Here is a 15596-nt window from a genome sequence, read left to right on the forward strand (position 1 = left end):
GTTCTCGGGCGATAGTGATCGTATACGATTCGTACTTTATGAGGAGCGGGTTTGGAGCAGGTCAATGGAGACACCCTCGCAGCGGCGCGCAAGGTGATTGCGCTGCACATCAACTACCCCAGCCGCGCGGCGCAGCGGGGCCGCACGCCTGCACAGCCGTCTTACTTCCTGAAGCCGTCGTCGTCGCTCTCGCTGAGCGGCAGCCCGGTGGAACGCCCGGCCGGGTGCGAACTGCTCGGCTACGAAGGCGAAATCGCCTTGGTCATCGGCAAGGCCGCCCGGCGCATCGGAATCGCGGATGCCTGGAGCCACGTGGCCTTCGTGACGGCCACTAACGACCTGGGCATCTATGATCTCCGCTACGCGGACAAGGGCTCGAACCTCCGCTCCAAAGGCGGGGACGGCTTCACACCGCTGGGCCCGGCACTGATCCCGGCAGACGCCGTCGACCCCGCCGGGCTGCGCATCCGAACCTGGCACAACGGTGAGCTCGTCCAGGACGACACCACTGAGGAGTTACTCTTCCCGTTCGCCCGGCTGGTGGCCGACTTGTCCCAGCTGCTCACCCTGGAGGAGGGGGACATCATCCTCACCGGCACCCCCGCCGGCGCGTCGGTGGCCGAACCCGGCGACGTGCTGGAAGTTGAGGTCAGTGCCATCGGTTCAAACGGCAGCGACGGCGGCCTGACCACGGGCCGCCTGGTCACCCGCGTGGAGGAAGGCACCCCGCCGTTCGCTGACTTTGGTGCCGGCCCCAAGGTTGATGACCTCCAGCGGGAAGAGGCGTACGGGTCACGGGCAGCCGCCGGTCTGCCTGCTGTCGACAAGGCAGAGGCGGGGACCGCCGTCGGTCCCGCCCTCTCCCCCGAGCTGAAAGCCAAACTGGAGACCGTCTCCACCGCTACCCTGTCCTCGCAGCTGCGGAAGCGCGGCCTTAACAACGTCAGCATCGACGGCCTGCAGGCCACCCGCCCAGACCGCCGCGTGGTTGGCCTTGCCCGGACCTTGCGCTACGTTCCCAACCGTGAGGACCTCTTCAAGACCCACGGCGGCGGTTTCAATGCCCAGAAACGCGCCATCGACTCAGTGAACGAGGGCGAGATCCTGGTCATGGAGGCCCGCGGCGAAAAGGGCACCGGCACGGTGGGCGACATCCTGGCCCTGCGCGCCCAGGTCCGTGGCGCCGCGGCGATCATTACCGACGGCGGGGTCCGCGACTTCACCGCAGTGGCCGGTTTGGAGATGCCCACGTACTTCGCCAACCCGCACCCGGCAGTGCTGGGCCGCCGCCACATCCCCTGGGATACGGATATCACCATCGCCTGCGGGGGCGCCACCGTGCAGCCGGGTGACATCATCGTGGCGGACTCTGACGGCATCCTGGTGATCCCGCCAGCCATCGCCGAGGAACTGGTGGAGGACTGCATCGCCCAGGAAAAGGAAGAAACCTTCATCTTCGAGATGGTCCGGCAGGGCAACAGCGTCGACGGCCTTTACCCGATGAACACTGAGTGGCAGGCACGGTATAAGGAATGGGAAGCAGGCCAAACCGATGACTGAGACCGTGACGGACCTCTCCGCGGCGCCCCCCGCCGGGAGCAAGTCCCAACAGGCCTATGAAGCAGTGAAGGCCCGAATTGTGGAAGGGGCCTACACCCCCGGGTACCGCCTGGTCCTGGGCAGCATTGCCAAGGACCTCGGATTCAGTGTGGTCCCCGTCCGGGAAGCTATCCGCCGGCTGGAGGCCGAGGGCCTGGTGAAGTTCGAACGGAACGTTGGCGCCACGGTGGCCGGGATTGATCCCACCGAATACCTCTACACGATGCAGACGCTGAGCATCGTAGAGGGTGCCGCCACGGCACTCTCGGCTCCCTTGATCGATTCGGTAGCGATCGCCCGGGCCCGCGCCGTGAACGAGGAGATGCGCGAGTGCCTGGACCACTTTGACCCCGTCAGGTTCACCCGGCTCAACCAGGATTTCCACAGCGTTCTGTTCGAGCACTGTCCCAACCCGCACATCCTGGATCTCGTGCACCGCGGCTGGAACCGGCTGGCGGCGCTGAGGTCCTCCACGTTCCGATTCGTTCCCGGCCGCGCGCACGATTCAGTGGACGAGCACGAGGCGCTGCTGCAGCTCATCGAGTCCGGAGCAGACGCGGATGAGATCGAGAAGGCTGCCCGGCTGCACCGCTCCGCCACTTTGGACGCTTACCTTCGCCAGGCCACGAACCGCTGACCCGCTTTCCGGAAGCAAAGACCCCATTCGAGCAGTAAGGAAACAACCATGACGTTCACTGCAGAACAGACCAAGAGCCACTACGTGCCGCAGGACCTTCCCACCCACATCCAGCACTTCATTAACGGCGAATTTGTTGACTCCGTGGGCGGCAAAACCTTCGACGTCCTGGACCCTGTGTCCAACCGGAATTACGCCACCGCCGCGGCCGGCCAGAAAGAGGACATCGACCTCGCCGTCACCGCCGCCCGCGAAGCATTCGTCAACGGACCCTGGCCGAAAATGAAGCCCCGCGAACGGGCCCGGGTCCTGAACAGGATCGCCGACGCCGTCGAAGCACAGGAAGCCCGCCTCGCCGAACTCGAAACCTTCGATACCGGCCTGCCCATCACCCAGGCCAAGGGCCAGGCACTGCGCGCGGCCGAGAACTTCCGCTTCTTCGCGGACCTGATCGTGGCCCAGTTCGACGACGCCATGAAGGTTCCCGGTTCCCAGATCAACTACGTGAACCGCAAGCCGATCGGCGTAGCAGGGCTCATCACCCCCTGGAACACGCCGTTTATGCTGGAATCCTGGAAGCTCGCCCCGGCCCTGGCCACCGGCAACACCGTGGTCCTCAAGCCCGCCGAGTTCACCCCGCTCTCGGCATCACTGTGGGCCACCATCTTCAAGGAAGCCGGCCTGCCGGACGGCGTCTTCAACCTGGTCAACGGCCTGGGCGAGGAAGCCGGCGACGCGCTGGTCAAGCACCCTGACGTTCCGCTGATCTCCTTCACCGGCGAAACCACCACCGGACAGACAATTTTCCGCAACGCGGCCGAGAACCTCAAGGGCCTGTCCATGGAGCTCGGCGGCAAGTCCCCGTGCGTCGTGTTCGCCGACGCCGACCTGGACGCCGCCATCGATTCCGCCCTGTTCGGGGTCTTCTCCCTCAACGGCGAACGCTGCACCGCCGGCTCCCGCATCCTCGTGGAACGCGCCATCTACGACGAGTTCTGCGAGAAGTACGCCGCCCGGGCCAAAAACATCGTGGTCGGCGACCCGCACGACCCCAAGACCCAGGTGGGCGCCCTGGTCCACCCGGAACACTACGAAAAGGTGGCGTCCTACGTGGAGATCGGCAAGTCCGAAGGCCGGCTCCTGGCCGGCGGCGGACGCCCGGAGCACCTCCCCGAGGGCAACTACATCGCACCCACGGTGTTCGCCGATGTCGCCCCCGACGCCCGGATCTTCCAGGAGGAAATCTTCGGGCCAGTCGTGGCCATCACCCCGTTTGAGAATGACGACGAAGCACTCGCCCTGGCGAACAACACCCGTTACGGGCTGGCCGCCTACATCTGGACCCAGAACCTGACCCGCGCGCACAACTTCTCGCAAAACGTGGAGGCCGGCATGGTGTGGCTGAACAGCCACAACGTCCGCGACCTGCGCACCCCGTTCGGCGGCGTCAAGGCGTCGGGCCTCGGTCACGAGGGCGGCTACCGCTCCATCGACTTCTACACCGACCAGCAGGCCGTCCACATCACCCTCGGCACCGTCCACACCCCCAAGTTCGGCAGCATCGAAGCCTCAGCCGCCAACGAAGGCTAAGCCCCTTCCCCCGTTACAAACTCAAGAACCTGCTCGAAGAAGAGAGACCATCATGACCAACTTTGTCCCCACCCCCAGCGTCCCGGCACCGGACATCGTCCGCTGCGCCTACATGGAAATCGTCGTCACCGACCTCGCCAAGTCCCGCGAGTTCTACGTCGACGTCCTGGGACTGCACGTCACCGAAGAAGACGAGAACAACATCTACCTGCGCTCCCTCGAGGAGTTCATCCACCACAACCTGGTCCTGCGCAAGGGACCCATCGCCGCCGTCGCCGCGTTCGCCTACCGGGTGAAGTCCCCAGCCGAGGTGGACGCCGCCGAGGCCTACTACCGCGAGCTGGGCTGCCGGGTGGAGCGCCGCAAGGAAGGCTTCACCAAGGGCATCGGCGACTCCGTCCGTGTCGAGGACCCGCTGGGCTTCCCGTACGAGTTCTTCTACGACGTGCAGCACGTGGAACGCCTCACCCAGCGCTACGACCTCTACTCGGCCGGCGAACTGGTCCGCCTGGACCACTTCAACCAGGTCACCCCCGACGTCCCCCGCGGCCGCGCCTACCTCGAGGACCTCGGCTTCCGCGTCTCCGAAGACATCAAGGATTCCGACGGCGTCACGTACGCCGCGTGGATGCACCGCAAGCAGACCGTCCACGATACCGCGCTGACCGGCGGCAACGGTCCGCGCATGCACCACGTCGCCTTCGCCACGCACGAGAAGCACAACATCATCCAGATCTGCGACAAGATGGGCGCCCTGCGCATCAGCGACCGGATCGAACGCGGCCCCGGCCGGCACGGCGTGTCCAACGCGTTCTACCTCTACATCCTGGACCCGGACGGCCACCGCATCGAGATCTACACCCAGGACTACTACACCGGCGACCCCGACAACCCCACCATCACCTGGGACGTCCACGACAACCAGCGCCGCGACTGGTGGGGCAACCCCGTCGTCCCGTCCTGGTACACCGAGGCCTCCCTGGTCCTGGACCTTGACGGCAACCCCCAGCCCGTCGTCGAACGCACCGACGCCTCGGAGATGGCCGTGACCGTGGGCGCAGACGGCTTCTCCTACACCCGCAAGCCCGACGGCGAAAACGCCGAAACCGAGGGCTTCAAGCTCGGCGCGCAGCTGTAGCCATGATGGATGCCAAGACGATCGAGGCCATTGCCGACGAACTGCTGGAGGCCGGCCGGAGCCGCACCCCGGTTCCACGCCTGACTGCCCGCTACCCGCACATGACGGTGGAAGATTCCTATGCCGTCCAGCAGCTGTGGCGGCGCCGGAACGAGGAAGCCGGCCGGACCCTGGTGGGACGGAAGATCGGACTCACTTCCAAGGCCATGCAGGACGCCACCGGCATCACCGAACCGGATTACGGTGCCATCTTCGACGACATGGTCCTCGAAACCGGCTGCTCAGTTCAGTGGGACCAGTACACCCACCCGCGGGTCGAGGTGGAACTGGCGTTTGTGCTCAAGGACGGTTTAAAGGGCCCGGGCGTCACCATCTTCGATGTCCTCAAAGCCACCGACTACGTGGTTCCGGCCCTCGAGATCCTCGATTCGAGGATTGAAATGGAGGGCCGGACCATCGTGGACACCATCTCCGACAACGCCGCGATGGGCGCCATGGTAATCGGCGGGCGCCCGGTGAAGCCGGACGCCCTCGACCTCCGCTGGGTCTCCGCCATCCTCTACAAGAACCAGACCGTCGAGGAAACCGGCGTCGCCGCAGGCGTCCTGGACCACCCAGCCAACGGGGTGCACTGGCTGGCGAACAAGATCGCCGCTCACGGTGATTCGCTCAAGGCCGGGGACATCATCCTGGCCGGCTCCTTTACCCGCCCGCTCTGGGTTCACAAAGGCGATACCGTCCACGCCGACTACGGGCCCTTGGGGAGCGTGACATGCCGCTTCGAATAGAGGACACCTTCCGCGACGCCTTGGCTGCGCAAAAGGGTGTAGCAGGCCGGCCGCTGGCGGGGATGTGGGTGTGCTCCGGCAGCCCGTTGGTCGCCGAGCTTTGCGCCGGGTCCGGCCTGGACTGGCTCCTGGTGGACGCCGAGCACAGCCCCAACGGCCTCGAATCCATCCTCGCGCAACTCCAGGCCATCCACGGCTACCCCGTCCACACCCTGGTCCGCCCGCCCGTGAACGACACCGTGGTGATCAAGCAGTACCTCGACCTCGGCGTGCAGAACCTGCTCATCCCCATGGTCAACTCCGTCGCCGAAGCCGAGGCAGCAGTAGCCGCCACGAGGTACCCGCCCGAAGGTGTCCGTGGAGTCGGCTCAGCGCTGGCCAGGGCCGCCCGCTGGAACCGGGTGCCGGACTACCTCGCCCGGGCCGGCGAGACCATCAGCATCACAGTCCAGATCGAATCGACGGCGGCAGTGGAGTCGGTAGAGGACATCCTGAAAGTCGAAGGCGTCGACGCCATCTTCGTCGGACCCTCCGACCTCGCCGCGTCCATGGGCCTGCTGGGCCAACAGGAACACCCCGAAGTGCGCACCGCCGTTGAGCACTGCCTCGGCGCTGCCAAAGCAGCGGGAAAGCCCGCCGGCGTCAACGCCTTCAACCCCGGCACCGCCCGCCACTACCTGGACAACGGCGCCAAATTCATCCTGGTAGGTGCCGACGTCGCCCTCCTGGCCCGAGGCTCCGAAGCCCTCGCCGCCACATACGTGCCGAAGGATCCGGTGGTTGAGCCGGTCGAAAGCCCGACCAGCTACTGACGCCCCCGCGGTGGAGCCCCTCGAACCCTTTTTAAACGTCAAAGCGCCTGCCGAGCCCTTCCAAAAGGGGCCGGCAGGCGCTTTGTTGTTCACGCGGGCTAGCCGACGCGGGTGTAGCTGATCTCTGTCACTCCCAGCGGAGCGGAGTGGAGCGTCACGTAGGTGCCCTGCCGCTTGTTGGCATTGCCGGGAAGCACGCCGGGGAAGGAGACGTAGTTGCCTTCGGCGCGGGGTGCAACCTCCCGATCGGCAGGCAGGCTGACGTAGCTGCCGCCGCGAGGAATCTTTTTCGTGTCAGGCGTCTTGGGTGCAGTGGCTACGGGTCGGTCGGTCGTGAAAGTCATGGCTCTAACTGTACGGGCTTATTTTTAACAACTCATAATAAGGTGGTCGAACTCACCCCATAGCAAGAGCGGCTGCGGTCCGTCCGGCAAACTGGCGGCGGGCCCAGCGGGCGAGCTTCTTGCCCTTGCCCTTCCACCAGTTGTCCTCATCCTTGTCGTGGTGCAGCCGGAATATGATGGCCATCAGCACAAACATGCCCATCACCACATCGATCCAGGACGCCAGGACCAAAGCAATAAGGACCGTCAGGCCGTTGGCAATGACGGACGGAATGGCAAGGGTCCTGAAAACGGTGCTGGCGATGTAACGCCGATGCGAGCGCGGCACGGACAGCGCACGCACCATGTCAAAGCAGACGCACACCACCACAATGGTTTGACCGATTGCCAGCAGTAACTGGCCGGGAAGGGAGCCGCTGAGGAGGCGACCGCTTCCATTCCCGGGCTCACAGGGTGCCCCCGCCATCAGAACGTGACGGATTGGGCGCCCGCCAATGAGTACCAAACATCAAAACCCCCAGAATCTTGGAACTGCTGCTGCTGATCCAACAGTGGTTCCATTCAAGTTTCCGCGGGCTGTGCCGTCACGAGTAGTGGGTACTCTAATTTCCGGATCGGCCGAAGTTCTCCCGTGACTCAGATAAGCATCGCCTTCCGGACGTCTCCCGCGGATCCGGTACCGCCGACCAATGACGACGAGACCCTTCCCTCCCTGTTGGCTGGGCTGGCAACAGAATTGGTGCACCCATGGAGGAGCGGGAAAAACCGCTGGAAAGCTGGGGCTGAAAGTTAACCTGCGGGAAACGTGCCTCCGCGTAACTTTGGCCTGCCGGCCGGACACAATCCGCAGCCGGAGTGCTATTGCCCAATGGCGCGCGGCCGCCAGAGCACCACAGCCTGCGAGCGGGGACGGGGCCGCTGGCCACGGGCCAGGCTCACGACGTCGCCAGCGGCGCCGGCCGCAAAAATTCGTGAATCGAAAGGCTGAGGGCGCCGGCTCAGTTCGTCAGCCAACTCCGAAACCCGGCGCTGCAAAGCGGCCACCTGGTTCTCGAGCTCGAGGATCCGCTTGATCCCTTCGAGCGAGACGCCTTCCTGGGACAGCCGCTGCACCTCGCGCAGCATGTTGATGTCGCGCTGCGAATAGCGGCGGGACTTGCCCGGCGCGCGGCTGGGCGAGACGATGCCCATCCGGTCGTACTGCCGAAGGGTCTGGGGGTGCATGTCCGCCAGTTCAGCCGCCACCGAGATCACAAAGATCGGCTGGTCTGAGTTGATGTCCACGGCTCACCCGCTGCTAAAGCCGGGCCTTGGCGGCCAGGCCCTCGCGGACGTCGGCTCCGGCCGTGGCTTCAGCAAACGCCTTGACCGCAGCTTCGGCTTCCTTGTTCAGATTCTTGGGAACCGCGACGTCGATGGTCACCAGCAGGTCGCCTGTCCCCTTGGACGTCTTCACGCCTTTGCCCTTGACCCGGAGTGTACGGCCCGACGGCGTCCCGGCCGGCACGCGGACACGAACCTTTTCGCCGTCAATGGTAGGAACTTCGATGTCGGCGCCCAAAGCAGCTTCGGGGAAGGTGACGGGGACGTGCACGCGGAGGTTGTCGCCGTCGCGCGTGTAAAAGTCGTGTGGCTTGACCGCCACGGAGACCACCAGGTCACCGTTGCCGGCCGGGCCCGGTTGGCCCTTACCGCGCACGCGCACCTTCTGGCCGTCCTTGATGCCGGGGGGCACGCGGACGTCGATGACCTCGCCGCTGGGTTCACGCAGGCCGATGGTGGTGCCGCGGATGGAGCCCGAGAACGAAATACTTGTGGTGGCAGTCCGGTCAGCACCCTTCTGCGGGGTGCGCTGGAAACCCGTCTGCCCGAAGCCGCCGCCGAACAGGTCAGCGAACTCGGGCGGGATGCCGCCGGCCGAGGGGTTGAACCCGCCTGAGTGGCGCCCGGTGTTGCCGGTAAACAGGCCGCCGAACATGTCCTCGAACCCGCCGTTGCCCGCACCCGCGCCGCCGGGAGCGAAGCGGGCCCCGCCGCCCATGGCCCGGATGGCGTCATACTGCTGGCGCTCTTCGGGATCGGAAAGTACAGAGTAAGCCTCGGAGATGTCCTTGAACTTCTTCTCGGACGCAGTGTTCCCCGAGTTGGTATCAGGGTGGTGCTGCCTGGCGAGCTTCCGATAGGCCTTCTTGATGTCGGCGTCGGAAGCGTCCTTGGCGATACCAAGGATCGCGTAAAAGTCCTTGTCCACCCAATCCTGGCTAGCCAATGGCGTTTCCTTTCAAAGTCTTCTATCTAACAGCTCTCCGCGGTACAGGGGCCCCCGCTCTACGCGTGGTGAGCTTTGTGGTTACCTCACCTTAGGCGAGACAACCGCCAAGCGACGGACGGATAAGGGGCCCGGGAGTGGCATCGGGCCACCCGGCGTAGGGGCGGGGCCCCTTATCCGTTCGGCGCGGCGCCCGCGTAGCGCCGAGCCAACCCGGACTAAGCCGGGACGGCCACAATCACCTGCGCGGCCCGGAGGACGCGTTCGCCTGACTTGTAGCCGGAGCGGAGCACCTGGCTGACGGTGTCAACTTCGATGTCCTCGCCGGGCTGCTGGATGAGGGCTTCGTGGATCGTGGGATCGAACTCCACGCCGGTCTCATCGATGCGTACCAGGCCGTAGGTCTTCAGCGCGTTCTCCAGCTTGGCGGCGATCGCGGCGAAGGGGCCGTCAGCGAGGTCGCCGTGCTGTCGGGCGGCGTCGACGTCGTCCAGTACCGGGAGCAGGGAGTTCAGGACGCCGATGACGGCCATTTCCCCTGCCACGGCACGGTCGCGCTCAACGCGCTTGCGGTAGTTGACGTACTCTGCCTGCAGGCGGAGGAGGTCGTTCTTCAGCTCGGCCGCCTCAGCGGAGGTGGACCCTGCCGAAATACCCTGGGCCACGGATTCCTCGGCCGGCACCTCGATGCCGTTAAGGATCTCCTCGGCCTGGGCCAGCGCGTCGCCGTCGGAATCCGCTGCCTCGGAACCGGCGCCCGGGGCTGACCCGCCGCCCTCCGGGTGCCGGGCCTCCCCGGTCACCGGGTCAACCTTGCGGTTGTCCCGGATAACCGGTTCCTGGTGGCCGTTGCCCTGCTGCTCCTGGCCCGCGGATGAGATGTGCTCTTCCTCGTTACCGTGGTGCGGCATGGCTACTTCTTCGCTTCGTCTTCGTCGATGATCTCGGCGTCGACGATGTCCTCGTCAGCAGCCTTGTCGCCGCCTGCGGCACCGGCAGGAGCGCCGCCTTCAGCACCCGCGGCACCGGTGGCGCCGTTGGGGGAACCGGCCTGGGAGTAGATGGCCTCGCCCAGCTTGCCCTGGGAAGCCTGCAGCTTCTCGAAGGCAGCCTTCACTGCGGCGTCGTCCGTGCCTTCGAGGGCCTTCTTGAGGTCGTCGACGTCGGTCTGGACCTCGGTCTTGACCTCTTCAGGCAGCTTGTCGGCGTTGTCGGCGATGAGCTTGTCCACGGAGTAGGCGAGCTGCTCGGCGGTGTTGCGGGTGTCGGTTGCCTCGCGGCGGGCCTTGTCCTCTGCTGCGTGCTCCTCGGCATCCTTGACCATGCGGTCGATGTCTTCCTTGGAGAGGCTGGAACCGCCCGTGATGGTCATGGACTGTTCCTTGCCGGTGCCCTTGTCCTTTGCGGAAACGTGGACGATGCCGTTGGCGTCGATGTCGAAGGTAACCTCAACCTGCGGGACGCCGCGCGGAGCCGGCGCGATGCCGGTCAGCTCGAACGTGCCCAGCGGCTTGTTGTCGCGGGTGAATTCACGCTCGCCCTGGAAGACCTGGATGGCCACGGACGGCTGGTTGTCGTCAGCGGTGGTGAAGGTCTCGGACCGCTTGGTGGGGATGGCGGTGTTGCGCTCGATCAGGTGCGTCATCACGCCACCCTTGGTTTCGATGCCGAGGGACAGCGGGGTGACGTCGATCAGGAGGACGTCCTTGCGCTCACCCTTCAGCACGCCGGCCTGGAGGGCTGCGCCAACGGCGACAACCTCATCCGGGTTCACGCCCTTGTTCGGTTCCTTGCCGCCGGCGAGTTCCTTGACCAGCTCGGAAACGGCGGGCATACGGGTGGAGCCGCCTACCAGCACGATGTGGTTGATGTCGGAGAGCTTGATGCCGGCTTCCTTGATCACATCGTGGAACGGCTTCTTGGTGCGCTCCAGCAGGTCCTTGGTGAGGTCCTGGAACTTGGCGCGGGTCAGCTGCTCATCCAGGTGGACCGGGCCGTCGGGGGTGACGGACAGGTACTGGAGGGAGACATTGGTGCTGGTGGAGGAGGACAGTTCCTTCTTGGCCTGCTCAGCTGCTTCGCGGAGGCGCTGGAGGGCGATCTTGTCCTTGGACAGGTCGATGCCCTTGACCTTGAGCTGGTTCAGCAGGTAGTCAACGACGCGCTGGTCCCAGTCGTCGCCGCCGAGGCGGTTGTCACCGGCGGTGGCGCGGACCTGGATGGTGGAGAAGTTGTCTTCGTCCTTGCCGACTTCCAGCAGGGAAACGTCGAAGGTACCGCCGCCGAGGTCGAAGACCAGGATGAGTTCGTCTTCTTTGCCCTTGTCCAGGCCGTAGGCCAGTGCGGCAGCGGTGGGCTCGTTGACGATGCGGAGGACGTTCAGGCCGGCGATCTCGCCGGCTTCCTTGGTGGCCTGGCGCTCGGCGTCGTTGAAGTACGCCGGGACGGTGATCACAGCGTCGGTGACCTTTTCACCCAGGTAGGACTCGGCGTCGTTCTTCAGCTTCATGAGCGTGCGGGCGGAGATTTCCTGCGCGGTGTACTTCTTGTCGTCGATGGCGACGGTCCAGGGGGTGCCCATGTGGCGCTTGACTGAAGCGATGGTGCGGTCGATGTTGTTGACGGCCTGGCGCTTGGCGATCTCGCCGACCAGGACCTCGCCGGACTTGGAGAATGCAACGACGGACGGCGTGGTGCGGCCACCCTCGGCGTTGGCAATAACGGTGGGCTCGCCACCTTCGAGAACGGAGACGACGGAGTTGGTGGTTCCGAGGTCGATACCTACTGCACGTGACATGTGTTGCTTCCTTCTTTCCTTGGAAACTGCGGGCGCCCAGACAATTGAGCGTTCTGCACTCAACTTTACTCAAGGCGCCTGCGATGTCAATCCAAAGTTGAGCGAAGTGCGCTCAACTTTGGACGGGGCAGCGGAGGGACGACCTGCGTTTCCGCGGAATAGCGGTCTTAAAAAGCGGACGACGGCGGCTCTCCATTTTGCTGTTGGAGAACGCCACCGCCGGACTGCTTGCCTGCGGTGCTACCTCCCGGTGTCCCGGTCTCCGTGAAGGGGCCCCCGCTCCTCGGCCGTGGTGTTGACTTGCCCGTCGGTCATGCCCTCGCGGATGGTGTCCGCCTCGTGCGCCGTTCCGGCCGTGCCGGCATCCCCGTAGTCCCCCTCCTGGTACTCGCCGTCCTCAAGGTTCCCGGCAGGCTCTCCTACAGTCCCGGCATCGCCGTAGTCACCGTCCACGTACTGCCCGCCCTCGCCCTCCAGCCCGGGGGCAGTGCTTCCCTTGCGGGGCTCCTCGGCAAAGGTTTCCTGGTTCTCAGTCATGGTGCATCTCTCCTTTGAGTTCCGCGTCCATGCGGGCGCATTTGCAGTCTATCCAGCAGGCGTTTCCGTCAACAGGGCTTTCGTTGCGCCGTGCATGCCGGCCCTACCGGCGGCCGGCGCCTTCCAGATCGGTCTCGAGGTTCCCGCCGGCTTCGCGCTGCACGGCCGCATCCTTCTCGGGGCGGCCCAGCTTTCCTGGCCACCAGATCCGCGGACCGATGTCGTAAGCGAGGGCGGGCACCAGCAGTGAGCGCACCAGCACGGTATCCAGCAGCACGCCGAAGGCGACGATGAACGCCAGCTGCACCAGGAACATGATGGGAATGACACCCAGTGCCGCGAACGTCGCTGCCAGCACCACGCCGGCTGAGGTAATCACACCGCCCGTGACGCTGAGCCCGCGAAGGATGCCGGGGCGGGTGCCGTGCTTCAGGGACTCCTCGCGGACCCGGCTCATCAGGAAGATGTTGTAGTCCACGCCGAGCGCCACCAGGAACACAAACCCGAACAGCGGAACGGTGGCGTCCGCCCCGGGAAAGCCCAGGACGTTGTTGAAAACAAACGCCGAGACACCCATGGCCGCCGCATAGGAGAGCACCACCGACAGCACCAGCAGCACCGGGGCGAGGACGGAGCGGAGCAGCAGCATCAGGATAAAGAGGATGACCACCAGCACAACCGGAATGATGATCGCCAGGTCGCGCTGGGCCGTGGTGTTGGTATCGAGGGCCGTCGCCGTCACGCCGCCCACCAGCGCACCGGAATCCACAGCCTTGACCTCTTCCCGCAGGGCCTTCACGGCTTCCTCCGCATCGAGCGAATCCGCGGCGAAGTTGAGGGTGGCGTTGATCAGCACCTTTCCTTCACGGACGTCAGGAGCGCTGGGAGCGCCGGGGGCTCCGGTGATGGGCACCGAACCCTGCGCCAGCAGGTAAGCCTCGCCCACGCCGTCGGCCGTCTTCACGGTGTCCAGCACCTCCTGCGCCTTTCCTTGGTTTGCAACCACGACGGCGGGGCTGCCGCTGCCAGCGTCGAAATGGCGCGCCAATGCGTCCTGACCGTCCACTGCGTTTGACGCACTGAGGATGACGTCCGTCTGCGGAACGCCGTTGGCCTTGAGCTGCAGGACACCCGCGGAGCCGGCGAGCAAAAGCAGGACCGAGGCAACCCAGACAATGCGGGGGCGCCGGGAGACGAGCGAGCCGGTGGCACGCCACAATCCCTTCTGGCCTTCCAGCCCCGTGACAAGCTCGGGCTCCCGCTCACTGGCGGCTACCAGCTGGGGACGGAAGGGCCAGAATGCGGCGCGGCCCAGGAGGGCCATGAGTGCGGGCAGCAGGGTCAGGGCCGCAAACAGTGAGCAGAGGATGCCTGCAGCGGCCACGGGACCCAGGGCCTTGTTGGAGTTCAGGTCGGAGAAGAGCAGGCACAGCAGCGCAATGATCACGGTTGCCCCGGAGGCCAGGATCGGCTCGAAGGAAGCTTTCCAGGCGGTCAGCGCCGCGGCGGTGCGGTTGGTGGTGTGGGTGAGGGCTTCCCGGAACCTCGCCACATACAGCAGGGCGTAGTCCGTGGCGGCGCCGATCACCAGGATGGAGAGGATCCCCTGGCTTTGGCCGTTGAGCTGGATCCACCCGGCTTTGGCCATGCCAAAGACCAGCAGGATGGCCGCGCACAGGGCGAAGACGGAGGTCAGGAGCACCACGATGGGCAGCAACAGTGAGCGGTAGACAATCAGCAGGATCACGAACACCGCGGCCAGCGCCACCAGCAAAAGAATGCCATCGATGCCGGCGAAAGCTGCGGTCAGGTCAGCCGCGAGCCCGGCAGGTCCGGTGACGAAGGTGCGCATGCCTTCGGGTGCCGCCTCAGCGACGGTGTCCCTTAGTTCCTGTACGGCCTCCTTGACCTCGGCTGAAGAATCAATGGGAGCAATGAACTGGACCGCTTTGCCGTCCTCGGATGGAATGGGCCCGATGACTGCGCTGCCGAGCTCCAGGCCTTCAAGCTCCGTCCGCAGGCCTGCCACCTCGCCGAGCTGCGCAGGAGTCAGGGTCTCATCACTTTCCAGGACGATGACGCCGGGAACCTCATCGGAGTCCCGGAACTTTGCCTGCCAGTCCTGCGCCGCAGTGGCCTCGGCGCTGGCAGGCAGGAACGACGCCTGGTCGTTGGAAGAGACCTCCTCCAACCGCCCGAAGGTGGGACCGCCGATCCCGGCGAGGGCCAGCCACGTCAGCACCAGAATCACGGGGAGCAGCCAGCGCAGCCAGAACGGGACGCGTTCCTTGGCGTGGGAATGGGAGTTCATGATGCCTTTCGGGGGTGGCCGGTAGTAGGATTGGTTCCATACTAGAGTATCTCCACCATGGAGATAAGAGGCAGGCTAGCTTTTTCTTGCTTCATGCCGTCAAGAGGGGGCCTGCTCGGCTGAAGTAATATCCGTCAGTACGATTTAGCGGCACTGTTATTGACTGGGACCGGGACAGTCATCCCGCAACGAGCAGATTTTTGGAGGTGGACATGGCAGGCAAGGAGAGCCCGGCCACCCCTGACCCTCCGGCAGGCGAGGGGCCGCACCCCTTGGTTCGGCTCCTTCAGGAATTCACCCTTGAGGCCAACCGCTACGTGGACACAGCCGGCGGGCGCAAGGACATGCACCGGACGGACCTGAACGCGCTGGCCTTCATCATGCGCCATGCCGCGAACGGCGGTACGGTCACGCCGGGGCTCCTCCGGAAGGAGCTGAACCTCAGCTCCCCCGCCACCACAGCCCTGATCGACAGGCTGGACAGCTCCGGACACGTAGTGCGCGAACGGGATAGCTCCGACCGCCGGCAGATCCATCTTCGGATGACGCCCAAGGCATTCCAGGACGGGGGCGCCATCTTCGCTCCCCTTTCGCGCCGGATGGGCAGGGCCATGGCGGACTTCAGCCCGGAGGAACTGGAAACAGTGACCCGTTTCATAACGGCCATGGTGGAAGCCACGGTGGCCGCGCGGGAAGAATCGTCCAGCGCACCCAGTTCCCCCAAGCAGGCCGCGCCAAGTATCGTTTTGACGGACCCAAACGACACTTAGAGCT

At 65.2% G+C, this 15596-nt stretch carries 15 protein-coding genes; 7 read left to right on the top strand and 8 right to left on the bottom strand.

Going from position 1 to position 15596, the window contains the following annotated elements; all coding sequences use genetic code 11:
- Positions 1–51: 51 nt before the first annotated feature.
- From AC50X7_RS08020 to AC50X7_RS08045, 6 genes are read left to right on the top strand one after another with little or no spacing between them, the layout of a single operon-like run.
- Positions 52–1560: a fumarylacetoacetate hydrolase family protein gene (locus AC50X7_RS08020; protein ID WP_494978516.1), complete on the top strand. Its 1509-nt coding sequence runs from the start codon at positions 52–54 to the stop codon at positions 1558–1560.
- Positions 1553–2236, top strand: a complete 684-nt coding sequence (locus AC50X7_RS08025) for a GntR family transcriptional regulator (protein ID WP_494978517.1) — start codon at positions 1553–1555, stop codon at positions 2234–2236. Before AC50X7_RS08020 ends, AC50X7_RS08025 begins: the two co-directional genes overlap by 8 nt.
- Positions 2237–2284: 48 nt before the next feature.
- Positions 2285–3826, top strand: a complete 1542-nt coding sequence (gene hpaE, locus AC50X7_RS08030; protein WP_494978518.1) for a 5-carboxymethyl-2-hydroxymuconate semialdehyde dehydrogenase — start codon at positions 2285–2287, stop codon at positions 3824–3826.
- A 52-nt stretch (positions 3827–3878) separates the two neighbouring features.
- Positions 3879–4964, top strand: coding sequence for a 3,4-dihydroxyphenylacetate 2,3-dioxygenase (hpaD, locus tag AC50X7_RS08035; protein WP_494978519.1), 1086 nt, complete (start codon positions 3879–3881; stop codon positions 4962–4964).
- 2 nt (positions 4965–4966) lie between these two features.
- Complete coding sequence (hpaH, locus tag AC50X7_RS08040; protein WP_494978520.1) at positions 4967–5752, top strand: 2-oxo-hept-4-ene-1,7-dioate hydratase; 786 nt, start codon at positions 4967–4969, stop codon at positions 5750–5752.
- Positions 5737–6564, top strand: coding sequence for an HpcH/HpaI aldolase family protein (locus tag AC50X7_RS08045; RefSeq protein WP_494978521.1), 828 nt, complete (start codon positions 5737–5739; stop codon positions 6562–6564). The genes hpaH and AC50X7_RS08045 overlap by 16 nt, the downstream gene beginning before the upstream one ends.
- 98 nt (positions 6565–6662) lie before the next feature.
- Here AC50X7_RS08045 and AC50X7_RS08050 read toward each other — a convergent pair whose 3' ends face one another.
- The 8 genes from AC50X7_RS08050 to AC50X7_RS08085 all read right to left on the bottom strand — a co-directional run bounded on the left by AC50X7_RS08050 (position 6663) and on the right by AC50X7_RS08085 (position 14822).
- The gene (locus AC50X7_RS08050) at positions 6663–6908 is read right to left on the bottom strand and encodes a hypothetical protein (RefSeq protein ID WP_494978522.1); all 246 of its coding nucleotides are present in this window, start codon (positions 6906–6908) and stop codon (positions 6663–6665) included.
- 52 nt (positions 6909–6960) lie between these two features.
- Entirely contained in the window at positions 6961–7374 is a 414-nt protein-coding gene (locus AC50X7_RS08055) for a hypothetical protein (protein WP_494978523.1), read from the bottom strand.
- Positions 7375–7766: 392 nt separating this feature from the next.
- Positions 7767–8192 (bottom strand): heat shock protein transcriptional repressor HspR, encoded by a 426-nt coding sequence (locus tag AC50X7_RS08060; protein ID WP_461188138.1) that lies wholly within the window; start codon positions 8190–8192, stop codon positions 7767–7769.
- A gap of 13 nt (positions 8193–8205) precedes the next feature.
- Entirely contained in the window at positions 8206–9177 is a 972-nt protein-coding gene (locus AC50X7_RS08065) for a DnaJ C-terminal domain-containing protein (protein WP_494978524.1), read from the bottom strand.
- A 218-nt stretch (positions 9178–9395) separates the two neighbouring features.
- The gene (locus AC50X7_RS08070) at positions 9396–10088 is read right to left on the bottom strand and encodes a nucleotide exchange factor GrpE (RefSeq protein WP_494978525.1); all 693 of its coding nucleotides are present in this window, start codon (positions 10086–10088) and stop codon (positions 9396–9398) included.
- 2 nt (positions 10089–10090) lie between these two features.
- Positions 10091–11974, bottom strand: a complete 1884-nt coding sequence (gene dnaK, locus AC50X7_RS08075) for a molecular chaperone DnaK (protein ID WP_494978526.1) — start codon at positions 11972–11974, stop codon at positions 10091–10093.
- Positions 11975–12214: 240 nt separating this feature from the next.
- Positions 12215–12511 carry a hypothetical protein gene (locus AC50X7_RS08080; RefSeq protein ID WP_494978527.1) on the bottom strand — a complete coding sequence of 99 codons (297 nt, stop codon included), beginning with the start codon at positions 12509–12511 and terminating at the stop codon, positions 12215–12217.
- 103 nt (positions 12512–12614) lie between these two features.
- Entirely contained in the window at positions 12615–14822 is a 2208-nt protein-coding gene (locus tag AC50X7_RS08085) for an MMPL family transporter (RefSeq protein ID WP_494978528.1), read from the bottom strand.
- Between the two features lie 212 nt (positions 14823–15034).
- Here AC50X7_RS08085 and AC50X7_RS08090 point away from each other — a divergent pair, with 212 nt between their 5' ends.
- Positions 15035–15592, top strand: a complete 558-nt coding sequence (locus AC50X7_RS08090; RefSeq protein WP_494978529.1) for a MarR family winged helix-turn-helix transcriptional regulator — start codon at positions 15035–15037, stop codon at positions 15590–15592.
- Positions 15593–15596 lie beyond the last annotated feature (4 nt).

Source organism: Pseudarthrobacter sp. Hb11 (assembly GCF_059383655.1).